The organism is Bordetella sp. N, from assembly GCF_001433395.1.
Classification (GTDB): Bacteria; Pseudomonadota; Gammaproteobacteria; order Burkholderiales; family Burkholderiaceae_B; genus Bordetella_C.
On record NZ_CP013111.1, the window covers coordinates 3,803,548 to 3,827,576 of the forward strand.

General features: G+C 64.9%; 20 protein-coding genes. 17 read left to right on the forward strand and 3 right to left on the reverse strand.

The window, feature by feature from the left end; translation table 11 throughout:
- Positions 1 to 57 precede the first annotated feature (57 nt).
- A complete protein-coding gene (locus ASB57_RS16240) occupies positions 58 to 963 on the forward strand; it encodes a LysR family transcriptional regulator (protein WP_057653161.1) in 906 nt (301 codons plus the stop codon).
- A 138-nt stretch (positions 964 to 1,101) separates the two neighbouring features.
- Entirely contained in the window at positions 1,102 to 2,295 is a 1,194-nt protein-coding gene (locus ASB57_RS16245) for a PLP-dependent aspartate aminotransferase family protein (RefSeq protein ID WP_057656202.1), read from the forward strand.
- A 2-nt stretch (positions 2,296 to 2,297) separates the two neighbouring features.
- Here ASB57_RS16245 and ASB57_RS16250 read toward each other — a convergent pair whose 3' ends face one another.
- A complete protein-coding gene (locus ASB57_RS16250; RefSeq protein ID WP_057653162.1) occupies positions 2,298 to 3,197 on the reverse strand; it encodes a LysR substrate-binding domain-containing protein in 900 nt (299 codons plus the stop codon).
- 111 nt (positions 3,198 to 3,308) lie between these two features.
- On the opposite strand from ASB57_RS16250, the gene ASB57_RS16255 reads away from it, so the two are divergent.
- The 5 genes from ASB57_RS16255 to ASB57_RS16275 are packed head-to-tail and all read left to right on the forward strand — an operon-like array spanning position 3,309 to position 7,801.
- Complete coding sequence (locus tag ASB57_RS16255) at positions 3,309 to 4,496, forward strand: PLP-dependent aspartate aminotransferase family protein (RefSeq protein WP_057653163.1); 1,188 nt, start codon at positions 3,309 to 3,311, stop codon at positions 4,494 to 4,496.
- A gap of 60 nt (positions 4,497 to 4,556) precedes the next feature.
- Positions 4,557 to 5,447 carry an ectoine/hydroxyectoine ABC transporter substrate-binding protein EhuB gene (gene ehuB / locus ASB57_RS16260; protein ID WP_057653164.1) on the forward strand — a complete coding sequence of 297 codons (891 nt, stop codon included), beginning with the start codon at positions 4,557 to 4,559 and terminating at the stop codon, positions 5,445 to 5,447.
- A 27-nt stretch (positions 5,448 to 5,474) separates the two neighbouring features.
- Positions 5,475 to 6,134, forward strand: coding sequence for an amino acid ABC transporter permease (locus ASB57_RS16265; protein WP_057653165.1), 660 nt, complete (start codon positions 5,475 to 5,477; stop codon positions 6,132 to 6,134).
- Positions 6,124 to 6,783 (forward strand): ectoine/hydroxyectoine ABC transporter permease subunit EhuD, encoded by a 660-nt coding sequence (gene ehuD, locus ASB57_RS16270; protein WP_057653166.1) that lies wholly within the window; start codon positions 6,124 to 6,126, stop codon positions 6,781 to 6,783. Before ASB57_RS16265 ends, ehuD begins: the two co-directional genes overlap by 11 nt.
- 19 nt (positions 6,784 to 6,802) lie before the next feature.
- Positions 6,803 to 7,801: a succinylglutamate desuccinylase/aspartoacylase family protein gene (locus tag ASB57_RS16275; RefSeq protein ID WP_057653167.1), complete on the forward strand. Its 999-nt coding sequence runs from the start codon at positions 6,803 to 6,805 to the stop codon at positions 7,799 to 7,801.
- On the opposite strand, the gene ASB57_RS16280 is transcribed toward ASB57_RS16275, so the two are convergent.
- Positions 7,798 to 9,813, reverse strand: coding sequence for an autotransporter domain-containing protein (locus ASB57_RS16280; RefSeq protein ID WP_057653168.1), 2,016 nt, complete (start codon positions 9,811 to 9,813; stop codon positions 7,798 to 7,800). The genes ASB57_RS16275 and ASB57_RS16280 overlap by 4 nt on opposite strands.
- Positions 9,814 to 10,592: 779 nt before the next feature.
- Between ASB57_RS16280 and ASB57_RS31810 the strand changes: the two genes are divergently transcribed.
- Complete coding sequence (locus tag ASB57_RS31810) at positions 10,593 to 10,838, forward strand: hypothetical protein (RefSeq protein WP_156414190.1); 246 nt, start codon at positions 10,593 to 10,595, stop codon at positions 10,836 to 10,838.
- A 514-nt stretch (positions 10,839 to 11,352) separates the two neighbouring features.
- A complete protein-coding gene (locus ASB57_RS16290) occupies positions 11,353 to 11,670 on the forward strand; it encodes a DUF2007 domain-containing protein (protein WP_082622019.1) in 318 nt (105 codons plus the stop codon).
- Here ASB57_RS16290 and ASB57_RS16295 read toward each other — a convergent pair.
- Positions 11,667 to 12,599, reverse strand: coding sequence for a LysR family transcriptional regulator (locus ASB57_RS16295; protein WP_057653171.1), 933 nt, complete (start codon positions 12,597 to 12,599; stop codon positions 11,667 to 11,669). The genes ASB57_RS16290 and ASB57_RS16295 overlap by 4 nt on opposite strands.
- Positions 12,600 to 12,895: 296 nt before the next feature.
- On the opposite strand from ASB57_RS16295, the gene ASB57_RS16300 reads away from it, so the two are divergent.
- The 8 genes from ASB57_RS16300 to kdgD all read left to right on the forward strand — a co-directional run bounded on the left by ASB57_RS16300 (position 12,896) and on the right by kdgD (position 23,834).
- Positions 12,896 to 13,891, forward strand: coding sequence for an N-carbamoyl-D-amino-acid hydrolase (locus tag ASB57_RS16300; protein ID WP_057653172.1), 996 nt, complete (start codon positions 12,896 to 12,898; stop codon positions 13,889 to 13,891).
- A gap of 4 nt (positions 13,892 to 13,895) precedes the next feature.
- Positions 13,896 to 14,930 (forward strand): threonine/serine dehydratase, encoded by a 1,035-nt coding sequence (locus tag ASB57_RS16305; protein ID WP_082621653.1) that lies wholly within the window; start codon positions 13,896 to 13,898, stop codon positions 14,928 to 14,930.
- 147 nt (positions 14,931 to 15,077) lie between these two features.
- The gene (locus ASB57_RS16310; protein WP_231755172.1) at positions 15,078 to 16,067 is read left to right on the forward strand and encodes a tripartite tricarboxylate transporter substrate binding protein; all 990 of its coding nucleotides are present in this window, start codon (positions 15,078 to 15,080) and stop codon (positions 16,065 to 16,067) included.
- 120 nt (positions 16,068 to 16,187) lie between these two features.
- Entirely contained in the window at positions 16,188 to 17,651 is a 1,464-nt protein-coding gene (locus tag ASB57_RS16315) for an amidohydrolase family protein (protein ID WP_057653173.1), read from the forward strand.
- Between the two features lie 515 nt (positions 17,652 to 18,166).
- Positions 18,167 to 19,411, forward strand: coding sequence for a type II toxin-antitoxin system HipA family toxin (locus ASB57_RS16325; protein WP_057653175.1), 1,245 nt, complete (start codon positions 18,167 to 18,169; stop codon positions 19,409 to 19,411).
- Between the two features lie 191 nt (positions 19,412 to 19,602).
- Positions 19,603 to 20,856 carry a putative Na+/H+ antiporter gene (locus ASB57_RS16330; protein WP_369822701.1) on the forward strand — a complete coding sequence of 418 codons (1,254 nt, stop codon included), beginning with the start codon at positions 19,603 to 19,605 and terminating at the stop codon, positions 20,854 to 20,856.
- Positions 20,857 to 21,067: 211 nt separating this feature from the next.
- Positions 21,068 to 22,654 (forward strand): aldehyde dehydrogenase (NADP(+)), encoded by a 1,587-nt coding sequence (locus ASB57_RS16335; RefSeq protein WP_057653177.1) that lies wholly within the window; start codon positions 21,068 to 21,070, stop codon positions 22,652 to 22,654.
- A 265-nt stretch (positions 22,655 to 22,919) separates the two neighbouring features.
- Positions 22,920 to 23,834, forward strand: coding sequence for a 5-dehydro-4-deoxyglucarate dehydratase (gene kdgD / locus ASB57_RS16340; protein WP_057653178.1), 915 nt, complete (start codon positions 22,920 to 22,922; stop codon positions 23,832 to 23,834).
- Positions 23,835 to 24,029: the final 195 nt, after the last annotated feature.

Here is a 24,029-nt window from a genome sequence, read left to right on the forward strand (position 1 = left end):
GGCGACACTAGCGGAAAACGAAATGATTTTTTCCAATTTGGAAAAGACGGAGACCGCATGAACCTGATCGATTGCCTGGACGTATTCGTCCAGGTAGGCAAGAGCCTGAACTTCTCCAAGGCGGCCGCCAGCCTGGGCGTGAGCAACTCTTCCGTGACCAAGAAAATTGCCTGGTTGGAAGCGCATTTCGAAGTCCAGCTGCTCAACCGCAACACCAAGCACGTCAGCCTGACCGAAAGCGGCCGCCTGCTGCTGGAAAACGCCGACATGCTGGCGCAGAGCGTGCGCGGCTTGAAGGAACTGGTGCAGGGCCCCGTGCGCACCGCCAGCGGCCGCATCCGCCTGGGCACGCCGCCGTTCTTCGGCGCGGTGCATCTGGTTCCGGCCATCGAAGACTTTCTGCGTCGCCATCCCTCCATCAAGGTATCGCTGCTGCTGGACGACGGCCGCAGCGACCTGATCGCCGAAAATCTGGACCTGTCGGTGCGCATCGCCCCGCGCTTGAAGGACACCAACCAGATCGCCTACCGCATCACCGTGGTGCCGCAAGTGCTGGTGGCCACCAAAGCGTATCTGCTGGCCCATGGCGAACCGCGCATCCCGCGCGATCTGGAGCGGCACAACTGCCTGGTGCACAACCTGAAAGCGCCTACCAGCCATTGGACCCTTACCGACAAGCAGCGTGGCACCCACTTGGTCCGCGTCAACGGCAACTTCAGTTCCAATCTGGGCGAATCGATCCAGAACCTGGTCAAGCTGGATCACGGCATTTCCATGCACCCGCGCTACATGGTGGAAAACGACATCGCCGATGGCAGCCTGCAGGTCGTCCTGCCGGATTACGAAGCCGAAGGCCTGGACATCCACGCCATCGTGCAGACGCGCCGCAACCTGCCCAACAAAGTGCGCCTGTTCGTCGAGCATCTGCGCGCCTGGTTTCGCGACGCCGACTGGAAGCGTTGACCTAAGCCGAACTACAGCCCGGCAAGTACCGATACGCTATAGATCGGCGCCAGGCCTGGCAATATTTCCTATTAGACGCATCCAGGGGTGAATGCTGTAATCCCTGCCTTCTCGCTTTTCCAGGACTGGGGCAGCTTCATGAATGAATGGACGCGGTGCGTAGTCACTCCCGAAATCAGCCACGAAGGCTATGCCAGCCTGGGGGTGCCGGTCTACCGTGCGTCGACCATTCCCTTCGCCGACGCGGGCACGTATGCCAAGCGCCTGCAACGTGGCGACGAGGGCTACAGCTACGGGCTCTACGGCACGCCCACGACGCGCACCCTGGAGCAGAAGATCACGCAGTTGCACGGCGGCTGCCGCACCTTGCTGGCGCCATCGGGCCAGGCGGCCATCGCCCTGGCCATGCTGCAATTGCTGCAACACGGCGACGGCGTGCTGATTCCGGATACGGTCTATCCGCCGGTGCGGGACTTCGCCGATACGGACCTGGCCCGTCTGGGCATCCACGCGCGCTATTACGCCCCCACCGATGTCGACGCCCTGGCAGCGATGATCGACGACCGCACGCGCATGATCTGGATCGAGTCGCCCGGCTCGACCACCATGGAAGTGCAGGACATGTCCGCCATCGCCGACCTGGCGCATCAACGGGGCGCCCTGGTCGGCTGCGACAACACCTGGGCGTCGCCGCTGTACTTCAAGCCCTTGCGGCACGGCGCGGACTTCGTCGTCGAAGCGCTGACCAAATTCTTCGGCGGCCATTCGGACGTTCTGATGGGGGCGCTGACCATCAAGGACAATGCAATCGCCACCCGCATCCGCGCCGGCCTGGGCCGCATGGGCGTAGGCGTATCGCCCGACGATTGCTCGCTGGTGCTGCGCGGCATGGAAACCATGGCCTTGCGCATGGATCACGGCGCGCGGGTGGCCGGCCGTTTGATCCAACGTCTGCAGGGCCATCGGCTGGTCAGCCGCATACTCTATGCGGCGCTGCCCGGCTCGCCGGGCCACGATCTGTGGAAACGCGACTTCGACGGCGCCAGCGGTGTCTTCAGCGTGGTGTTCACCGAAGCGGCCGCGCCGCACGTCGGCCCCGCCCTGGGCGTGCTGAAGACTTTCGCCATCGGTGCGTCATGGGGCGGCACGCGCAGCCTGGTCGCGCCGATGCCGGTGCGCGCCGTGCGCAGCGTGCGCGACTGGACCGAGCCCGACCTGGTCCTGCGCCTGAGCGTGGGCCTGGAAGACGAAGACGACCTGGCCGACGATATCGACCGCCTGATCGACTTTCTGGAAGCGCAGTGTCCGATAGCCAGCGGCGGCTTGCACTGACGTCAAGGCAGAATCATGTCCAGCTCGCGTGCCGCCCGCTGCAGATGGCCCACGCAGTCCCGCACGATGCGCGAAGGACGCCGGCTGGTGGGGAACAGGATCAGGGTCCGGAAGTGGACCGCCGGCACGAAAGGCCGCAGCGCCAGCCCCTGATTGACGAAGCCGCGCGCCGTCAAGGGATTGACCAGCCCACAGCCCAGGCCCGCCAGGGCCATGGCGCAGACCGTGATGGAAAACGGCGTCTCCAGCACCAGGCGCGGCTGCACACCTTGGGCGCGCAGGATGGCGTCGGCCTCCCGGCGCGTGGTGTCCTCCGGCGCCAGGGCGATGAAGGGCACCCCGTTCAGGTCCTTGGGCCGCACTTCCCGCTTGTCCGCCAAAGGATGGCCGGGCGGCACCGCGAGCATCGCGCGCACCTTGCCGAAAGGCTTGGCATCCACCGCGGTCACATCGATCTCGTCGGCCGCCAGCCCCAGGTCGAATTGCCCCGTCGCCATCAGTTCACGGACTTCGGATGACATGCGCGCCTGATACGTGATGGCCACGTCCGGATGCTGCAACTGGAAGCCGCGCAAGCCCATGGGCAGCAAGGTGGTGCTCAGGGCGGACAGCGACGCGATACGCAGCTCGCCCGTGCCGAAATCCCGGATGCGGGCCGCGGCATTGCGCAACTGCACCATGCCCAGGAAAGACTGCGCCACCTCGCGGAACAACAACTGCCCTTCCGGCGTGGGCACCATGCGGCCCTTGATGCGATCGAACAGGGCAAAGCCCACCGACCTTTCCAGCTCCTGGACGGCCTTGCTCACCGCGGGCTGCGAGATCCGCAACACTTCCGCCGCGCGCGAGGCGGTCTGGTTCAGCATGACCGCGTGGAAGACTTCGATCTGTCTCTGGTTCATCTTTACCCTATAACCTACACGAATAGACTGGCCGATTTTTAATATTAGACGGAATAAAACCCCGGTGCTGTAATTCCCTCGTCTCTTCTCTCCAAGACTTGGGAATCGCTCATGAACGAATGGACGCGCTGCGTCGTCTCGCCGGAAGTCAGCCACGAAGGGTTCGCCAGCCTGGCCGTGCCGGTTTTCCGGGCCTCGACGATTCCCTTCGCCGACGCCAAGGCCTATGCCACGCGCCGCGAGCGGGGCGAGGAAGGGTATAGCTACGGGCTCTACGGCACGCCCACCTCGCGCACCCTGGAAAAGAAGATCACCGCGCTGCACGGCGGCGTCCGCACCCTGCTGGCGCCCTCTGGCCAGGCGGCCATCTCCATCACCATGCTGCAGCTGCTGGCCCAGGGTGACCGGGTGCTGATCCCGGACACCGTCTACCCGCCGGTGCGCGATTTCGCCGACACGGATCTGGCTCGCCTGGGCATCGAGACCCGTTACTACGATCCCACCGACCTCACTGCCCTGGCCGCCCTGATCGACGACCGCACGCGCCTGGTGTGGATCGAGTCGCCCGGCTCGACCACCATGGAAGTGCAGGACATGTCCGCCATCGCCGACCTGGCCCATCAACGGGGTGCCCTGGTCGGCTGCGACAACACCTGGGCGTCGCCGCTCTACTTCAAGCCCCTGCGCCATGGAGCGGACATCGTCATCGAAGCCTTGACCAAATTCTTCGGCGGCCATTCGGACGTGCTGATGGGATCGCTGACCGTCAAGGACCCCGCCGTCGCGACGCGCATCCGCGCCGGCCTGGGCCGCATGGGCATCGGCGTGTCGCCCGACGATTGCTCGCTGGTGCTGCGCGGCATGGAAACCATGGCCTTGCGCATGGACCACGGCGCGCGGGTGGCCCGCCGATTGATCGAACGCCTGCAGAGCCATCGCCTGGTGCGCCGCGTCCTGTACCCGGCCCTGCCCGGCTCTCCTGGCCACGAATTGTGGAAGCGCGATTTCAACGGTGCCAGCGGCGTCTTCAGCGTGGTCTTCACGGAAAAGGCGACGCCGCACGTTTTCGCCGCCCTGGATACCTTGAAGGCCTTCGCCATCGGTGCGTCCTGGGGCGGCACGCGCAGCCTGGCCGCGCCCATGCCGGTGCGCGCCGTGCGCAGCGTGCGCGCCTGGACCGAGCCCGATACCGTCCTGCGCCTGAGCGTGGGCCTGGAAGACGAGGACGACCTGGCCGCCGACATCGACCGCTTTCTCGATTACCTGGAACAGCACTGCCCGGCCAACACGCTACGTTGAACGGATGTGCTTCATCGGTTCATCGCTTCATCATCACCGCGGATTTCAAGGGGAATAAAAATGCAGACGCAAACGTTGACCTTCCGTAAGCTCTACCACGCCGCCGCCGCCATGGCGCTGGCCTGCGCCGGCCTGGCCGGCACGGCGGCCCAGGCCGCCTCCGCGCAGGAAGCCCTGACGCAGAAAGGCAGCGTCACCATAGGCATTCACAACCGCGCGCCCTGGGGCTACCGCGATGACCAGGGCGAAGCCGTGGGCTTCCACCCTGACCTCGTGCGTGCCGCCCTGACGCCGCTGGGCGTCAAGAAAATCGAATTCGTGGTCAGCGAATTCGGCGCCCTGATCCCCGGCATGATGGCCAAGCGTACCGACATGATCGCTTCCGGCATCGCCGTCACGCCGCAGCGCTGCAAAGCCGTGATCTTCAGCGAGCCCGATTTGGCCGTGGGCGACAGCCTGATCGTCGCCGCCGGCAATCCGCTGAAGATCCACAGCTACGCCGACATCAAGGCCAACGCCAAGATCCGCCTGGGCGGCGGGCGCGGCACCTTGAACACCAAGAACGCCATCGACGCCGGCGTGCCGCAGGAGCAGATCACTCAGTTCCAGGACACCGAGGCGCTGGTGTCGGCCGTCATCGCCGGCCGTATCGACGCCGCCACCCTGTCCGCGCCCAGCGTGGTGTCGGTGCTGCAAGACCAGAAGGTCAAGGGTGTCGAGCGCGCCCTGCCCTTCACCGGTCTGATCCGCAACGGCGTGCCGGCGGCGATGTACACCGCCATCGCCTTCCGCCCCGAAGACACCGCCCTGCGCGATCTGTACAACCAGCGCCTGGCCCAGCTCAAGGCCGACGGCACCGTCCGCAAGATCATGGCGAAGTATGGCTTCACGGATGACGACGTCGCGCCGCCGGCGGTCACCACCGACGCCGTCTGCGACGGCAAGTTCTAAGCGGCTGGCCCGGCGGGAGATGTAGCCATGGAGTTTCTGGCAACGCTGGGCGCGATTTTCGAGGGCTTGCGCATCACCGCCCTCGTCACCGCCTACGGCATGCTTTACGCGGTTCCCTTCGCCCTGGTGTTCGGCGTGCTGCAGTACTTCACGCGCGGCGCCGCGCACACGGTGGTGACCGCCATCATCGAGTTCTGGCGCAGTTCGCCGGTCATCATCCTGCTGTTCATGCTGTATTACACGCTACCGAATTTCGGCATCGTGCTGTCCAGCGTGGCCGTGGGCGCGATGGCCCTGGGTCTGAACATCGGCGGCTATGGCAGCCAGGCCGTGCGCGCGGCGCTGCAATCGCTGAACCGCGGCCAGGTCGAGGCCGGCCGCGCGCTGGGCATGAAGCGCCTGCAGATCCTGGTGGCCATCGAATTGCCGCAGGCGTTCGCGGCCATGATGCCCACCTTCGTCAACCAGTTCATCCAGCTGGTCAAGGGCACGGCCCTGGTGTCCCTGATCGCGCTGACCGACATGACCTTCCGCGCCAAGCAGATCTCGCAGCTGGAGTACGCGCCGGCGCGCATCTACACCGCGCTGCTGCTGGCGTATTTCATCGTGTGCTACCCGGCCACCATCCTGGGCCGCTGGCTGGAGCGCCGTGTCAGCGCGGGACAAAGGGGCAATCGTGAATTTTGACCTGCCCTTCGCCCTGTCCGTGATGCCCACCATCCTGCGCGGGCTGTGGACCACGATCTGGGTGGCCGCGGTCGCCAGCCTGGGCTCGGCCCTGCTGGGCTTCGTCATGGAGATGCTGCGCCGATCGAATCGCTGGCTCGGTTACGTGATGCGCTTCGTGATCGACTTCATCCGTTCTACGCCGGTGCTGGTGCAGCTCTATTTTCTCTATTTCGTGTTGCCGCAATACGGCATCACCTTGCCGGCGCTGGTCGTCGGCGTGCTGGGCCTGAGCATCTACTACAGCGGCTATCTGGCGGAAGTGTTCAAGGGTGGCATCGAGGCCATCCCGGTCGGCCAGTTCGCCGCCGCCAAGGCGCTGGGTTTGAGCCGGCTGGATGCCATGCTCTATGTGGTCGCGCCGCAGATGCTGCGCAATATCGCCGCCCCGATGGCCAATTACTTCGTCTCGGCCTTGAAGGCCACTCCCTATCTGGCCGTGATTTCCGTGCCGGAGATGTTGGGACTGGCGCTGGAGGTGGGTTCGGACACCTTCCGCTATCCGGAGCCCATGGTTTCGGTAGGCGTGATTTTCCTGATCCTGGCGGTCGCGATCGCCCAGGCCGTGCGGGTACTGGAATCCCGTTTGCTGGCGCCGGGCCGGCGCTGAAACCACAAGGTAAAACCTCATGTCTCAAGCCAGCAGGGTCTGGACCGCCATCGACTTCGACGCCGACGGCAAGCAATCCGACTATCTTCGCGTCCCCTACTCCTCGGACAAGTCGGCGTATGGCTGGATCCCCGTGCCCCTGGTGTGCATCCGCAACGGCGCGGGTCCGACGGTGTTGCTCACGGCCGGTAATCATGGCGATGAGTACGAAGGCCAGGTGGCGCTGCTGCGCCTGGCGCGCGAACTGGACCCCGCCCACGTGCGCGGCCGCATCCTGATCGCACCTGCCCTGAATTACCCGGCGGTCGCGGCCGGCCGGCGCACGTCGCCCATCGATGAAGGCAATCTGAACCGTCTGTTTCCCGGCGACGCCAACGGCTCGCCCACGGCGATGATCGCCCATTACGTGCAGACCGTGCTGTTCCCGCTCAGCGACCTGGTGATCGACCTGCATTCAGGTGGCAAGTCGCTGGAATACACCCCTTGCGCCCTGGCGCGCCATGGCCGCGATGCCACGGCGCAGGCCCAGATACTGAAACTGCTGGAAGTGTTCGGCGCGCCGCTCAGCATACAGACCACCGGCGAAGGCGGCGGCGCATCGACCACCCTGTACGCGGCGGCCACGCAATTGGGGATACCGGCGCTCACCACTGAACTGGGCGGCGGCGGCACCTTGATTCCGCAGGGTCTGCAAGTGGCGGAGCAAGGCGTGCGGCGGGTGCTCAAGCACTACGGCTACGTGCCGGGCCTGGAAGTGGAGCCGGCCCCGCCGCTGCGGGTCAAGCAGTCGCAGGGCCGCAGCCATTTTCTTTACGCACCGGAAGACGGCCTGTTCGAACCTTTCGTGACGGTGGGCAGCGAGGTGCATGCCGGCCAGCTGGCCGGCTATCTGCATCCCCACCACACGCCGCTGCGCGAGCCCGTTGCGCTGCATTTCCCCGCGGACGGCATCGTGTCCTGCCGGCGTTTTCCCACGCTGACCGAGCGCGGGGACTGCCTGTACAACCTGGTGGCTTAGAAACGCCAGTTCACGGTAAGACTGGCCGAGTGATTGCGCGTGCCGCCACCGAATTGGCCCGCGTAGTCGACCCGCATCGCGGTGGACTTGCCCACCTGGACCTTGACACCCGTTTCCACGAGCATGGTGTCGCGCGCGACGGGCGCGCCGGTGACGGTGAAGTTGTCGCCTGTATCGAAAGACATGCTGGCCTTGGTGCGCAAGTCACCCGAATTGCGCCGCCAACCGAGCGCGCCGCTTAGCTGGCCCTTGTGGCGGCCCAGGTCGATGTCCTGCGTCGCGCGCACGCCCAGCGACACGGTTGTCGTGTCGCTGCGCTGGCGCTTGCCGGACAGGGCCGCGCTGCCGCCCCGCTCGTCGAAAGAACGGCGCTGGTTTTTCGTCTGCGACAGGCCGGCATAGGGTTGCACCGTCAGGTCAGGCGTCACGGGCACCGCGTACCCGGCTTCCGTGAACAGCTGCGCCGTGTCGGCGCTGTAGTTGCCACGCAGCTGCTGGTCCAGCCCCCCGCCCGTCACGCGCCGCCGGGTTCGCACGTCATGCCAGGTGTACGCAGCGCCCAGCATCAGATGGACGGCCCCCGGCCCCGCGGGCAAGACCTTGCCGCCATACAGAATCGCGCTATAGCTGGAAATGTTCGCCGAGGAAGCAAGGTTGGCCACGCTCAGGCGGCTGTCCGTGAACCCCAGCGCGCCCCCCATGCGCCAGCCGTTGCCGATGTCCTCGTCCATGCCGATGAAGACCCCGCCACTGCGTTGGCTCCCCTTGGCACTGTGATCCCCGCCACCCAGCTTCTGCCAGTTGCCCGTGACCTGCGCCCACGCCGGGTAGATCGTTGAAGACGGCATGACACCCGCCAGCGCCGGCGCATCGCTGACCCCGGCGTCCGCGGTCAACGCGCCAGGCTGCCGGCCGCCGAACAAGCCCGCGCGCAGTTGCGCCATGGACACGTCCCGTACCGGCTCGACGGCCGCTTGCAGGGACGCCCCCACCGTGGGATGGACCTCGCCGGAGATCGCGCTGCTGAAAGACGACAGCCCGGCGGGATCCATGGTCGCCAGCACATAGGCGGCTTGATTGACCGGGTGGGATGACGGCAAGGTGTCGACGGCCGTCGCCACCGATTTTTGATTCGGCGACGTGACGAAGTCGGCCAGGCGCGGGGGCGGCGGCGGTTCTTCGGCCGGCGCTTCCTTCGCCACGGCCAGGATCTCCGCGATCAGGACTACCTCGGCAGCCTTGCCCGCTTCGGCAGCTTCGGCTTCCGACGCAGGCTCTGCTTCTGCGGTGCCCTCACGCTTTTCCTTACGCGCGGCTTCCCTGTCGCCATTCTCTTCGGCGGCGCCTGCTTCCTCGATGGTGCTTTCGTCCTCGACGACTTCTATCCCCTCGATCGGTGGCAGAGGTTGCTGGGCGGCGGTTTCAAGGACGGGAGGATCTTTACTCACCACGTAGGCGGCGCCTTCAAGGTCTTTCTTCCGTCGGAACTTGACCACGTATTCCGTCTTGCCATCCTCCCTGACGATCTTTTGTTCTTCCAGCTTGAACTCCTTGTTCTTTTCCCGCCTGCCCATATCCTCGATGCTCCAGAATTCACCGGCGCCGAACCAATTGTCGTCATCCACCTTGCCATCGACGACGATGCTGAGGATCTCCTGTCCATCCCTGATCTTTTCGTGCGCGTTGCGAGAAAGCCGAATCTTGAAATGCGCGTTCCGTACCGTCAGATCGCCCTTGATCACAAGCCGATGCGGCAGGTCAGACAGGAAATACCTCATGGTCGTGCCGGACAGCTTTACCGGCCCGCCTAGCTGCATGTTGTTGCTGTAGCCTTCGTTGTCGATCGTGTTCCCTACCCCTTCCGAGATCAAGCTGCCGACCTTCCGTTCGTAATCCAGAGCTGTGGCGGGCTGGTCATCCCTTACAGGCGTCCTGAGATTGAGCCTTCCGTGATTGCGAATATGCATGGGATCGAAACGGTCATCCTCGATCCCGTCGCCCGGATCCCACATGCAGTGGTGAAACATCTCGTCCCCCGCCCGGCTGCGGCAGTTGAACCGGATAGTGCCCTGTTCGACTTCGTGATGGCTTCTACGGACCCTACCGGTCGCATCGCCGGCGGAGAGCCGCTCGGTCGGCGTCATGGATGACAGGTTGCCGCGGTGTTGCTTGTGGGAGAGCGTAGTCTCCTGCGCCTGCGCTTCATTCACTCCGTCAATGCCAGGTGACCCGATGGCAACGCCCCATGCTAAAGCGAGCCGTACCCGCCGCCGGCAGCGAGACCGGACCCGCTTCGGCTTCATCGCATCACGCGCAACGTTCTTAAAGGGATATCTTGAAGTATTCGACATTGTGACCGCCTGCTCCAACATGGAAAGAATTCTGGATCGAATAAGAAACAAAGCTGCATATTCGAGGCGATCAGTAACTCACTTTCCAAGATAGTTTCACGGCTGGTCGTACTTCCGAAGACTTCTTTCAATAGATATCGAGCGCGCACAGAGGATGCACGCGCGTGACTAAGCGGACTTAAGGAGAAGTCGTTGTGCGGCAGGCTGGAAGCGCCTGTGCGGATGCAGGCGGACGGGGTCGATTTATATTCGAGGGGATGTCAGTAACGACTGAGCAACAAAGGTTCCGACGACGATTTATCTTTGTTCTTGTTCTTTATTCGACGTCGAAAAAGGGAAGAGCCCAGGGGATGGGCCTGTCCCGACGCGGTGTCTCTGAATGTCGACTCGCGTCAAACGCGGCAGCTTGCGTTGAAGCCCGCGCCAAGGTCGATCGATCAATGCTTCACATGGCCACGGTGCAAGCCATTACCGCCATTGCCACCGTTTCCTCCGTTGCCCCCGTTACCCCCGATCCCCCCGTTTCCGCCGTTGCCTCCATTTCCTCCCCTGCCACCAACGCCGCCGGGCCCGCCATCGCCACCATCGGCGCCATCACCGCCGTTGGCGCCTATACCTCCGTTACCACCGTTGCCTCCATTACCGCCGTCGCCTCCGTTGGCACTGAGCCCGCCTATCCCGCCTAGCCCACCAGCGCCGCCAAGCCCACCGGCTCCGCCATTACCACCATCAACGCCATCGGCCCCGTCGGCGCCATCAGCCCCGTCGGCTCCATTAGCGCCATTGGCTCCGTTTGCGCCAGCCGCGCCATCGGCGGCGCGTGCGACAAGGAGCGCCTGGGCGGTGCCGGCCAGCGCACTCGGACCGCTGGACACCAGGCAGGCCGCGGCAAAGAAGAACCACCTGGATAAACGTTTCGTTTGTGCTTTCATGTCGTAAGTCCGTAAGACGACCGCAAGCCTGCGCAAGACGCCTGTGTTCGTGAGTTGGGGAACAAGAGGAAAGTCTGGCAGCGTGACGCCTGCAAGGCTCGCGTTCCAGTCATGTCGGTAACCGCAAGGCAGGGAGGGTTCTAGGCCCGACCTGTGCCGCCTTTCACAGTTTTGTTGACGGTCATGCGGACGTGGAGACTGGCGATCTATCGCCAGATATCGGCCAAAGCGGATACCATCGTTTATCTCTTTGACCGGAGAAGTCATGATCAAACTTAGCCGCGCGCCCAATCTTCTGATCGCCCAGCACTGGATCAATCTGCTGGAGCAGGTCCACATCTCGTGCGAGCTTCACAATCGATATATGCAGGGGGCGATGGGTGACATACCCGTGGACCAATGCGGGCCCGAAGTCTGGCTTGAACACGAAGCCGACCTGCCTGCCGCCCAACGCGTCATCACCGGCGCCGCGCCGACGCCGGGCGCACCGCTGATGCGCTGGCGCTGCGGCTCGTGCCATGAATCCCTGGAACCCCAGTTCACGACATGCTGGAACTGCGGTTCGTCGTACAGCGACTTTTCTTAGGCAGCGGCTGCCGGTGCTTCCTTGATCACCTGGCGCAAGGCAGCGGCGAAGCGACGCGCGGTGGTGGACAAGGGGCTGTTCGCCGCGTGCAGCAGCTGGATCTTGTGCGGCAAGACGGGGTCCGTGGGCCGCAGGACGAAGTCGCGTTGAAAGTCAGGGTGGTAGCCGAAGGACTCGATCAAGGCCACGCCCACGCCCTGGCGTACCAGGGCCAGCGCCTCCGGTGTCGCGCGGATTTCGATATCCGGCTGCAAGGGGCTCTCGCCCGAGTTCAGGAACCGCGCGGCCAGGCGGCCGAAAGGCGTTTCCGCCTCATACCCGATCAATAAATGCCCGCGCAGATCGTCCGCGCGTATGCGTGACCGCGCGGCCAGGGGATGACCCCGCGGGATGGCACAGCCCAGCCATCCCTCACCGATTTCCTCGGCCGCCACGTTGGCGTTGGCCGGCGGCGACATGGACGCGATGCCGAAGTCCGCGTGGCCCAGCAGGATGTGCGGCAACAGCATGTCGAACGCCAAGGGGCGATAGCGGATGGCCGTGCCAGGATGCTTCTCGCGGAAACGCTGGATGGTGCGGGGTATCAGCCATTCGCTGAAGCTGGGACTGGACACCAGGCTCAGCGTGCCGGTCGCGCTCGACCCCAGGCCGGTGGCCAAAGTGTTGAATCGGGACACGTGATCGAAGATGCGCTCGGACTCCGCGAACAGGCGGCGCGCCTCCGGCGTCGGTTGCAAGCGCCCCTTGACCCGCTCGAACAGCGGATAGCGCAGGCGATTCTCGGCCGATGCCAGAATGCGGCTGACGGCGGGCTGGGTGACGAACAGCATACGACCGGCTTCGCTGAGCGAACCGGTCACCATCACCGCGTGAAAGACTTCGATCTGCCGCAGGCTGAGAGCGGCGCCTTGGGAATTCAGGCCGGCCATGGTCTGGTTCAAGTAGAGGCGGAAACAAGCTAGGGATTGTAGGCGGCGTTACACACCGTGCGGCCGGCGCGACATCCTCGCATGAAGAATTGCGCACGATCCATAACAAAAAGCGCACCCGGGTTTACCCCAAGCATATCAACGGCGGAAAAATTTCTCATAAATATCAATTGGTTGATGCTCATCAATCTGACCCATGCTGCACCGCACAAGGGTCTACCCCTAGATTTACAGCCCCGCGGCGAAACGCCATTCTTCACCCCAACAAAGCCCCGAACCCTCAGGAACCGCCGCCCATGTCCCGCACCATTACCGTCGCCGCCGCCCAGCTGGGCCCCATCCAGAAGGCGGAGGGCCGCGAGGTGGCCGTGGGCCGCATGCTGCGCCTGCTGGACCGCGCCCACGAACGTGGCGCCGAGGTCGTCGTCTTTCCGGAACTGGCGCTGACCACCTTCTTCCCCCGCTGGTACACGGAAAACCTGGACGAAGCCGACCACTGGTACGAGAAGACGCTGCCTTCGGTCGAGACCCAGCCGCTGTTCGACGCCATCCGCCGCTACGGCATCACCATCTACCTGGGCTACGCGGAAATCGCCCACGAGGCCGACGAGCTGGGCGTGATGCGCAAGCGCCGTTTCAACACGGCCGTCATCATCGCCCCCAACGGCGAGGTCATCCTGAAGTATCGCAAGGTCCACCTGCCGGGCCATGCCGAATTCGCCGAGCACCGGAAGGTGCAGCATCTGGAAAAGCGTTACTTCGAAGTCGGCAACCTGGGCTTCCCCGTCGTGCGTGCCCCGGTCGGCAAGGCCGGCCTGGAAGTCAATATGGGCATGTTGATCTGCAACGACCGCCGCTGGCCCGAAGCGTGGCGCGTGCTGGGTCTGCAGCAGGCCGAACTGGTCCTGCTGGGCTACAACACCCCCGCCGTCAACCAGGACAACCGCGGCTTCGAAGCGCATCACCTGCGCGTGGCCCACTCGCAACTCGCCATCCAGTCGGGCTGCTACCAGAACGCCTGCTTCGGCGTGGCCGTGGCCAAGGCCGGCAAGGAAGACGGCTACGAGCTGTTCGGCCATTCCATCATCGTCAATCCGCAAGGCGAGATCATGGCCATGGCGACGTCGTGGGACGACGAACTGATCGTGGCGGACTGCAATCTGGACATGTGCGAACTGGGCCGTACCACGGTGTTCAATTTCGAGAAGCACCGTCGCCCCGAAGCCTATAGCCGCATCACCGAACAGGTCGGCAGCGTGGCGCCCCCGGTCTGGACGCCCACCAAGGACTGACATCATGAATCTGACGACTCTTCCCGCCACCATCGAACATGAAATGCTGGGCACCCTGCGCGTGCCCGGTTATGAGGATGTGCTGGCCGCCGCCGACCGCATCGCCCCCTACGTGCGCCGCACCGCGCTGCTGCGTTCGCCCAAGCTGGACGAACTGGCGGGCGGCCCGGTCTGGCTGAAGCTGGAAAACCTGCAGATCACCGGCTCGTTCAAGGCCCGTGGCGCCTTCAATGCCCTGCTCAATCTTGCTCCCGCCGACCGTGCCCGTGGTGTCGTGGCCTATTCGACGGGCAACCATGGCCAGGCCGTGGCCTGGGCCGCGCGCACCCTGGGCATCCCCGCCACCATCGTGATGCCGGTCGACGCGCCCGCCAACAAAGTGGAAAAAGCGCGTCGCCACGGCGCCCAGGTGGTGCAGTACGACCGTACCCGCGAAAGCCGCGAAACCATAGGCATGCGCCTGCTGGAAGAAACCGGCGCCACCCTGGTGCCGCCGGGCGACCACCCGGACGTACTGGCCGCCCAAGGTACGCTGGCGCTGGAAGCCCTGCGCGACCTGCCGCCCGCGGCCCTGGAAAACCTGGGCCTGTTCGCCACGCCCTGCGGCGGTGGCGGAATGGCTGCCGGCTGCGCCCTGGCCCTGCAAGCGCTGGCGCCGCATGCGCGCCAGGTGGCGGCCGAACCGGCCGGCTATGACGATACCGTGCACTCGCTGGCCGAAGGCAAGCGTGTGCCGAACGCCCCCGGCGCGGAAACCTTGAGCGACGCGCTGATGGCCGCCATTCCGGCCGAGCTGCCCTGGGCGATCAACAGCCGCCGCCTGAACAGTGCCGTGGCCGTGACCGACAAGGAAGTCGAAGCGGCGATCCGTTTCGCGCTGGACGAACTGCGCCTGGTGGTCGAGCCCGGCGGCGCGGTCGCCCTGGCGGCCTTGCTGGCAGGCCATATTTCCACGCAAGGCAAGGACAGCGTCATTGTCCTGTCGGGCGGCAACATCGACCTGCCACTGTTGACGCGCATCGCGGGGGAGGCCGACTGAAAGCCCCATTGAAGCCATATCCGCGAATTTCGCACTAACCCTGTCGTTCCGCTTTTTTTCGCAGCACATTCCGTAGTTTCAAGCGCGCCACTCGTAGGGGGCGCGCCAACCCAGAATTTCTATAACAGTCCAAGGAAGGAATCCATCATGTCGTCTTCGTTCATGGGCCGCGCCGCGCGGCTGTTCACCGCCGGTTGTGTCGTCACCGCCGCCGCCCTGCCCCTGGCCGCGCACGCCGAGTATCCCGAGCGTCCGGTCACCATCGTCGTGCCCTTCAACACGGGCACCACGCCGGACATCGTGACCCGCCTGCTGGCTTCCGTGGTCAGCAAGAACACCGGCGGCAATTTCGTCGTGCAGAACAAGGTGGGCGCGTCCGGCATCATCGGCACCCAATACGTCGCCAATCAGCCGGCCGACGGCTACACGCTGGCCTTCGCCAACGTCGCGACCCTGGCGATCAACCAGTCGCTGTACTCCAAGCTGCCTTATGACGCCGACAAGCAGTTGGCGCCCGTGGCCCTGACGGGTTCCGTGCAGAACGTGCTGGCCGTGCGCCCCAGCCTGGGCGTGAAGACTGTCGACGAGCTGATCGCGCTGGGCAAGAAGGATCCGGGCAAGCTGGTGTTCTCCTCCGGCGGCAACGGCACCACGGGCCACCTGAGCGCGGCGATGTTCGGCACCATGGCCGGCGTGAAGATGATGCACGTGCCCTACAAGGGCGGCGTCGAGGCCGACCTCGCCGTGCTGCGCGGCGAAGCCGATCTGGTGTTCGACAACATTTCGTCGATCTCGTCCTTCATGGACCAGGGCAAGGTGATTCCGCTGGCCGTGACCGGTGCGACCCGTGATCCCCTGTTGCCCAATCTGCCGACCCTGGATGAACTGGGCCTGAAGGGCTACAAGGCAGTCGCCTGGACCGGCTACGTGGCCCCCGCCGGCACCGATCCCAAGATCCTCGACTGGCTGAACGCCGCCTTCAACAAGGCGCTGGGCGACCCCGAAGTGCAGGCCAAGCTGAAGACCCTGGCCTACGTGCCGACGATCAAGCCGCGCCAGGCCCTGTTCGACATCGCCCATGAAGAGCGCCCCGTCTGGGCCAAGGTGATCAAGGAAGCCGACGTCCACGTCGACTGATCCCCACATAGCGAAGATCGCGACGCCTCCGCCGACCGATTCAATGCCGCCCGCGCCGTCGCCGACATCAGGGACTTTGCAAAGTCCCCGTCCCGACGGCGCTTTTTATTCTGGATAGCCATGACCCGCTCCGCTCAGCCTCATTACGACATCATCATCCGTGGCGGCACGCTCGTCGACGGTTCGGGCGCGCCCCGTTACGCCGCCGACCTTGCCATCAAGGACCAGCGCATCGCCGCCATCGGCGACCTGGCCGGCGCCACGGCCGAGCAGGTCATCGATGCGGGTGGGCAAGTGGTCGCGCCGGGCTTCATCGATTCGCACACGCACGATGACCGGTATCTGATCGTGGATCCCGGCATGCCGGCCAAGCTGAGCCAGGGCGTCACTACGGTCATCACCGGCAACTGCGGCTTGAGCCAGGCGCCGTGGCTGCCCGGCAAGCGCCAGGAGGTCCCGGCGCCGATCAACCTGCTGAGCACGGACACCGCGGATTTTCCTTTCGCCACCTTCGGCGCCTATCTGGAGAATCTGGAGCGCCATCCGGCCGCGGTCAATGCAGCCTGCCTGGTGGGTCATACCTCCCTGCGCGCGGCGGCCATGGACGATCTGAACCGCCCGGCCAACGACGCCGAAATCACCCATATGCAGGACCTGCTGCGGGAAGCCATGCAGGCTGGCGCCATCGGCCTGTCCACGGGCACCGCCTATCCCACCGCCATGCCGGCCACGACGGAAGAGTTGATGGGCGTGGCGCAAGTGCTGCGTGAGCATGGCGGCATCTATGCCAGCCATATCCGCGACGAAGCCGACAACATCTTCGCGGCCCTGGACGAGGCCTTTGCCGTGGGCGCCGCCGGCCAGGCGCCGGTGCTGGTGTCGCATCACAAACTGATAGGTCCGAAGAATCACGGCCGTTCGGTGCAGACCCTGGCCCACATCGCCGCGGCCGCCGAGCGCCAGCCTGTGCGCCTGGATGCCTACCCCTACGTGGCCGGGTCGACCATCCTGCGCAAGGACCGCCTGGCCGTGTCCAGCCGGGTCATCGTGTCCAAGTCGGGGCCGCTGCCGCAATACGCCGGCTGGGACCTGGACAAGATCGCGGAAGACATGGGCGTGACGCAGGAAGAGGCTGTCGACGCCTTGCAGCCCGCCGGCGCCATCTACTTCATCATGGACGAGCGCGACGTCGAGCGCATCCTCGCCTACCCTGGCACCATGATCGGTTCCGACGGCATGCCGCACGACCCGGCGCCGCATCCGCGTTTGTGGGGCACGTTCCCGCGCGTGCTGGGCTATTACTGCCGCGACATGCAGTTATTCACCCTGGAAGAGGCGGTCCACAAGATGACCGGCATGACGGCCGATTATTTCCGTCTGCCCCAGCGTGGCCTGCTCAAGACCGGCCACTACGCCGACGTGGTCGTGTTCGATCCCGACACCATCGCCGACACGGCCACGTGGTCGTCGCCGACCCGGCAGGCGCAAGGCATCCAGTGCGTGCTGGTCAATGGCACCCTGGCCTGGCGCGACGGCGCCACCACGAACTCCCGCACGGGAGCGGTGGTCCGGCCACGCAAATAGGGTCTGTAATCCCGGCGGCGGGAGTGTCGACGATCGAGTGTGCCGGCACGGACGATCAGATGCAGCACCACAACCCTGAGCAAACATATATGTTTGTATTATCGTTTTTTTGATAATATATAACGCATGTCAAAAAGCTCATCCGTTGCGGACTCTCTTCCCGCCGCTGTGCGCGCCAACTTGCGGGCACTGGGGGAAGGCTTGAGCATCGCCCGCAAAAGACGGCGTGAGCCGATGAAGTCATGGGCGGCGCGCATAGGCATATCTGAACCCACCTTGGCGAGAATGGAACGGGGCGATCCCACCGTGTCCATGGGAGTCTATGCGACTGCCTTATGGCTGATTGGACGTTCCGAGGCCCTGGCCGAACTTGCCGCGCCGGAGCATGACAAGGGAGCGCTCGAGCAAGATGTCCGTATAGCCATGGCACGCTCAGTCCGGAAGCGCGCGTCCCTATATGGCAAGGGTACGGACCAGACCGAAGTGGCGTCCAATCCCGATGGAGAAGACAAATCATGATTGCCTTCGACCTGAAGCAGTACCAGCCCAATGACTCCATGTACTTGTGGTGGCTGGGAAAGCCCGCGGCCCCCCGCATGATCGGCGAACTGCGCATCGCTCGTACCGTCAAAGGTGTGTCACTCACATACGGGGATGAGTGGCTTCAGTCCGGGTTTGCGTTGAGCGAGGACCTTCCATTGATCACCGGGGAGCAGCTTCCCCGTACGCGAGAAACGGCGGCCGGCGCGGTGGACGATGCCCGGCCAGACCGTTGGGGCGAGCGCGTTATCCGACTCCTGGACAAGCCCCCCAGGCTATCCATTCTGGACTTCCTATTTTTCGCCGGAGACGAACGCTTTGGAGCGCTAGGCGTTTCGGTATCCGCCGATCAATACGTCGCACGAGACATTGGCCCGCTGCCCCAACTGGCCGATGTAGACGAGTTGGAACGGCTGATACATCGAGTTCTGGCAGGTGAACCCCTTTCGGAGCCACAACGCCGTCTTATCGCTCCGGGGGTGACCATGGGCGGAGCCCGCCCCAAGGCCCTCCTTGCCATGGAAAATCGCGCGTGGGTGTTGAAATTTTCCGAGCCTGGCGAAACCATTGATATGCCTTTGGTCGAACATGCCACGATGACGCTTGCCGCCCAGGCAGACATCAAGGTCGCTCGGACATTTCCGGTGCGCCTGCGACGTGGCCACGCAGTGGCGGTGCAGCGCTTTGACCGAATCGCCGACATGCGAGTGCACGCGCTCTCAGCCAATGTCGCGCTGCGCGCGGCTGGAGAAGAACTCGGATATCCGGAATTAGCGCAGCTACTGCGCCGGCGAGGCGTTACGCAAGCAGGTCAGAACCAGGCGGAAATGCACGAACTGTTTCGTCGCATGGTTTTCAATATCCTGGTAGACAATACCGACGATCATGAGAAGAACCATGCGCTCTTGATGACTGACAGCGGCGAATACGCGCTCTCCCCTTCATTCGACGTGCTGCCCTCAGGACAGGCATTGGGATATCAGCAGATGCGAGTCGGGATCAATGGAGCCGACTCGACCATCGACAACGCATTGTCCGAATGCCGCCAATTTGGCCTGGATCGCGGTGCTGCCATCGTCGCGATAAAGAAGGTCTGCGGCGTGGTGGCGAAATGGAAAGCCCATTTCGCCAATTCTGGGGTCGACGAAAAAGACATCGAGTCGCTTGGCGCTCAAATAGATCGTCCGTTTCTGCGCGAGCAGCGGGAAACCTATTTCTAGGCATCCCCTTGCCGCGGGAATCTGGTCTGCTTTTCCTCAGCTATCACCGACCTCGGCGGCTTTTGGAAATATCACCGGAAGCGTAAAAAATCACGCGTCAGCGTAAAAGCGCCCACTGGTACACTTTCTCGCCGCTCGCGGACGCGCTAGCAATGCGCGCTGCGCCTCAGGAAGAAAAAAGGAATCACCGGGTGCCGACAATCAACCTCATTGCGGCCGCGCTTTTCGCGGTCGCGCTGCTCCATACCTTCTGCGCGCCCTTGTTTCTCAAGGCGGCGCACAAGAGCGAGCGCCATAGCGGCCTGCTGCACCTGCTCGGCGAAGTCGAGGTGGTCTTCGGCTTCTGGGCCGGCATCCTGCTCGTGTTCATGGCCCTCGTGAATGGCGGCGCGGACGCGCTCAGGTATGCGGAAACCCGCAACTACACGGAACCCGCTTTCGTATTCGTGGTGATGGTCATCGCCGCCTCGCTGCCCGTGCTGACGGCGGTGATGCGCGGCGTCGATACCGTCGCGCGCTGGCTGCCCGTCCGCAACGCCACCGCGAAGGCCTGGCTGTGCCTGAGCGTGGTGCCGCTGCTCGGCTCCCTGGTCACGGAACCGGCCGCCATGACCATCGCCGCGCTCATGCTGGCCCCCCAGGTTTTCCACAGGAACATGCCGGAACGGCTCAAGTACGTCGCACTGGGCGTGCTGTTCGTCAACATCTCCATCGGCGGCACCTTGACGTCCTACGCCGCGCCGCCGGTGCTGATCGTCGCGCAGACCTGGGGCTGGGATACGGCATTCATGCTCCAGCACTTCGGCTGGAAGGCCGCCCTAGCCGTCGTGATCAACGGCACCCTGGCCACCCTGCTCCTGCGCACGCATCTGCAGTCTACCGATACCCTCGGCGGCCAGGCCAAGGTCAACCGCGTGTCCGGCACGGCCATCGTCGTCCATCTGGTCTTCCTGGCAGCGGTCGTGCTCATGGCGCACCATCCCATCATTTTCATGGGCCTGTTCCTGTTCTTCATCGGCTACACCCAGGCTTATCAGAAGAGCCAGGACCGCCTGATCATCCGCGAGGCCCTGCTGGTCGGCTTCTTCCTGGCCGGCCTGGTGGTGCTGGGCGGCATGCAGCAATGGTGGCTGCAACCCATCGTCAGCGCGCTGGAACCCAAGGTGCTGTTCTTCAGCGCCACCGCCCTGACGGCCATCACCGACAACGCCGCCCTGACCTACCTGGGCTCGCTGATCGAAGGCATTTCCGACCAGGCCAAGTACATGCTGGTCGCCGGCGCCGTCGCCGGCGGCGGCCTGACCGTCATCGCCAACGCGCCCAACCCCGCCGGGGTGTCCCTGCTGCGCGGCAATTTCCGCGACGAATCCGTCAGCGTGGGCGGCCTGTTCCTGGGCGCGCTGGCGCCGACCTGCGTCGCCATGGCCGCGCTGTTCCTGCTCTGAACGCCGCCGCGACTCCGAGCGGAGATCCCCCGTAGTACGAGAAAGGTGGATTGAGCGCCGCCCATCATTGTTGTACGATGACATACGAGGCAACCGGCCGCTGGCCCTTGCCCCGTAGACGCCACCGTCCGGCTACCCCGGGCGTCGTCCTTCCCCATTCCCCCACTCGCGCCGGCCCCTGCCGGCGCGAGTTCTCATCTCGGAGATATGCATGAACCTCACCGGATCCATGTTGATCGGCGCATCGGCCGTGCGCGGCACCGGCCGCGACCTGCACGCCATCGACCCGGCTCGCGGCGTCAAGCTGGAGCCCGCTTTCCCCGCGGGCACCCGTGCTGACGTGGACCGCGCCGCCACCCTGGCCCAGGCCGCTTTCGACGTCTACCGCAATGTTCCGCTGGAAACCCGCGCGCAGTTCCTGGAAACCATCGCCGAGAACATCCTGGCGCTGGGTGACGCGCTGATCGAGCGCACGCATCTGGAAACGGGCCTGCCCCTGGCCCGCCTGCAGGGCGAGCGCGGCCGCACCGTCGGCCAGCTGCGCCTGTTCGCGCGCGTGGTGCGCGACGGCTACTTCCTCGACGCCACCATCGACCCCGCCCAGCCGGAGCGCCAGCCGCTGCCGCGCATCGACCTGCGCCTGGCCAATGTGCCGCTGGGCCCCGTCGTGGTATTCGGTGCCAGCAACTTCCCGCTGGCCTTCTCGGTGGCTGGCGGCGACACCGCCTCCGCCCTGGCCGCGGGTTGCCCGGTCATCGTCAAGGCCCACAACGCCCACCCCGGCACCGCCGAAATGGTCGGCCACGCCATCCAGCAAGCCGTGGCCAAGCATGGCCTGCCGGAAGGCGTGTTCTCGCTGCTGTTCGGCGCCGGCAATGAAATCGGCACCGCGCTGGCCGAGCATCCCGCCGTCAAGGCCATCGGCTTCACCGGCTCGCGCCGTGGCGGCCTGGCCCTGTTGGCCGCGGCCAATGCCCGCCCGGAACCGATCCCGGTCTACGCCGAGATGTCGAGCATCAACCCGGTCTTCCTGCTGCCCGCCGCGCTGAAGGCACGCGCCGACACCATCGCTCAAGGCTTCGTCGACTCCCTGGTGATGGGCGTCGGCCAGTTCTGCACCAACCCCGGCCTGGTGATCGGCATCGAAGGCCCGGACCTGGAGCGCTTCCGCCAGGCCGCCGCCAAGGCCGTCGAAGCCAAGGGCGCAGCCACCATGCTGACCCCGGGGATCTTCTCGGCCTACGCCGAAGGCGAAGCCGCGCTGGCCGGTAACGCCTGCGTCACGACCCTGGGCCGTGGCGCCGCGTCCAACCCGGCCGCCAGCGCCGCCGGCGCCGTGGTGTTCGGCACCGACGCCGAGCGCTTCCTGGGCCACCGCGAGCTGGAAGCGGAAGTGTTCGGTCCCGCCTCCCTGGTGGTGGCGTGCAAGGACCTGGCGCAGGTGAAGGAAGTCGCCGAGCACCTGGAAGGCCAATTGACGGCCACCCTGTTCGTCGACGGCGCCGATGAAGCCGATGCCCGCGCCCTGCTGCCCATCCTGGAACGCAAGGCCGGCCGCATCCTGGCCAACGGCTATCCCACCGGTGTTGAAGTGAGCCACGCCATGGTCCACGGCGGCCCGTTCCCGGCCACATCGAATGCGGCCACCACGTCGGTCGGCGCCACCGCCATTCGCCGTTTCCTGCGCCCCGTCAGCTACCAGAACCTGCCGGACGCGCTGCTGCCTGACTGGATCAAGCAAGCCAATCCCCTGGGCCTGACGCGCCTGGTGGACGGCAAGCTGACCCCGGCCGCCTAAGCCACGGCATCCGCAAGGCCCCGCCGGACGTCCCATTCCAGCAACGGAAACGGATGTCCGGCGGCGAAAGAAGATTTAGCGGTTTTCTTCCGCCCAAGTATGTTGTACGATGACATACATCACTGAGCGAACAGCCCATTGATGCCGAATACAGGGCGGGCCCCACCGGGTCCGAAGCAGCCCGCGGATCTCCAGCCAGCCTGGCCTGAAGATCCGAATTCCAGACCACGACTCCTTCTTCAATCATTTCCAGACGGACTCCATCATGACCACGCCGCAGGAACTCAAAACCATCGTCTCGGACGGCCTGCTGTCCTTCCCGGTCACCGACTTCGACAAGAACGGTGATTTCAACGCCAAGTCGTACGCTGCCCGCCTGGAGTGGCTGGCCCCCTATGGCGCCACGGCCCTGTTCGCCGCCGGCGGCACGGGCGAGTTCTTCTCGCTGGCCCCGCAGGAATATTCGGACGTCATCCGCACCGCCGTGCAAACCTGCCAAGGCAAGGTGCCGATCCTGGCCGGCGCCGGTGGCCCCACCCGCACCGCCATCCAATACGCGCAGGAAGCCGAGCGCCAAGGCGCCAAGGGCGTGCTGCTGCTGCCGCACTACCTGACCGAAGCGTCGCAGGACGGTATCGCGGCCCACGTCGAACAGGTTTGCAAGTCGGTCAAGATCGGCGTCATCGTCTACAACCGCGCCAACTCGCGCCTGGGCGCGCCGCAACTGCAGCGCCTGGCCGACAAGTGCCCCAACCTGATCGGTTTCAAGGATGGCGTCGGCGACATCGAAGCCATGGTCACCATTCGCCGCAAGCTGGGCGACCGCTTCTCGTACCTGGGCGGCCTGCCCACGGCTGAAGTCTACGCCGCCGCCTACCGCGCGCTGGGCGTGCCGGTCTACTCGTCGGCCGTGTTCAACTTCATCCCGAAGACCGCGATGGACTTCTACAAGGCCCTGTCGAGCGGCAACCTCGCCGCCTGCGACAAGCTGATCGACGACTTCTTCCTGCCGTACCTGGACATCCGCAACCGCAAGGCCGGCTACGCCGTCAGCATCGTCAAGGCCGGCGCCAAGCTGGTCGGCCACGACGCGGGCCCCGTGCGCGCACCGCTGACGGATCTGACCGGTGAAGAAGAAGAAATGCTGGGCGCTTTGATCAAGAAATTGGGCCCGCAGTAAAGAGCCCCCCCCTACCGCGCGGAGCGCGGCCCCCCAGGGGGCGACACCAGCGGACCGGGGGACCCGGCTCCGCGGTGTCCCCGAGGGGCCGGGGTTCTTTCGTGGCGTGAAGGCCGTCCCTTGGGACGGCCTTTTTCGTTGGCGCGCGTCGCGCCTTTGCAGCAAGTCCGGGTAGACCTGTATGTTGTCATACAG

Excerpts from the sequence above, each read along its gene's own strand:
- ASB57_RS16280 (WP_057653168.1), bottom strand. The coding sequence starts at position 9,813 with ATGTGGGATCCGGGCGACGGGATCGAGGATGACCGTTTCGATCCCATG.
- kdgD (WP_057653178.1), top strand. The coding sequence starts at position 22,920 with ATGACCACGCCGCAGGAACTCAAAACCATCGTCTCGGACGGCCTGCTG.
- ASB57_RS16310 (WP_231755172.1), top strand. The coding sequence starts at position 15,078 with ATGTCGTCTTCGTTCATGGGCCGCGCCGCGCGGCTGTTCACCGCCGGT.
- ehuB (WP_057653164.1), top strand. The coding sequence starts at position 4,557 with ATGCAGACGCAAACGTTGACCTTCCGTAAGCTCTACCACGCCGCCGCC.
- ASB57_RS16255 (WP_057653163.1), top strand. The coding sequence starts at position 3,309 with ATGAACGAATGGACGCGCTGCGTCGTCTCGCCGGAAGTCAGCCACGAA.
- ASB57_RS16240 (WP_057653161.1), top strand. The coding sequence starts at position 58 with ATGAACCTGATCGATTGCCTGGACGTATTCGTCCAGGTAGGCAAGAGC.
- ASB57_RS16265 (WP_057653165.1), top strand. The coding sequence starts at position 5,475 with ATGGAGTTTCTGGCAACGCTGGGCGCGATTTTCGAGGGCTTGCGCATC.
- ASB57_RS16295 (WP_057653171.1), bottom strand. The coding sequence starts at position 12,599 with ATGGCCGGCCTGAATTCCCAAGGCGCCGCTCTCAGCCTGCGGCAGATC.
- ASB57_RS16325 (WP_057653175.1), top strand. The coding sequence starts at position 18,167 with ATGATTGCCTTCGACCTGAAGCAGTACCAGCCCAATGACTCCATGTAC.
- ASB57_RS16245 (WP_057656202.1), top strand. The coding sequence starts at position 1,102 with ATGAATGAATGGACGCGGTGCGTAGTCACTCCCGAAATCAGCCACGAA.
- ASB57_RS16275 (WP_057653167.1), top strand. The coding sequence starts at position 6,803 with ATGTCTCAAGCCAGCAGGGTCTGGACCGCCATCGACTTCGACGCCGAC.
- ASB57_RS16300 (WP_057653172.1), top strand. The coding sequence starts at position 12,896 with ATGTCCCGCACCATTACCGTCGCCGCCGCCCAGCTGGGCCCCATCCAG.
- ASB57_RS16250 (WP_057653162.1), bottom strand. The coding sequence starts at position 3,197 with ATGAACCAGAGACAGATCGAAGTCTTCCACGCGGTCATGCTGAACCAG.
- ASB57_RS16335 (WP_057653177.1), top strand. The coding sequence starts at position 21,068 with ATGAACCTCACCGGATCCATGTTGATCGGCGCATCGGCCGTGCGCGGC.
- ASB57_RS16315 (WP_057653173.1), top strand. The coding sequence starts at position 16,188 with ATGACCCGCTCCGCTCAGCCTCATTACGACATCATCATCCGTGGCGGC.
- ASB57_RS16305 (WP_082621653.1), top strand. The coding sequence starts at position 13,896 with ATGAATCTGACGACTCTTCCCGCCACCATCGAACATGAAATGCTGGGC.
- ASB57_RS31810 (WP_156414190.1), top strand. The coding sequence starts at position 10,593 with ATGCTTCACATGGCCACGGTGCAAGCCATTACCGCCATTGCCACCGTT.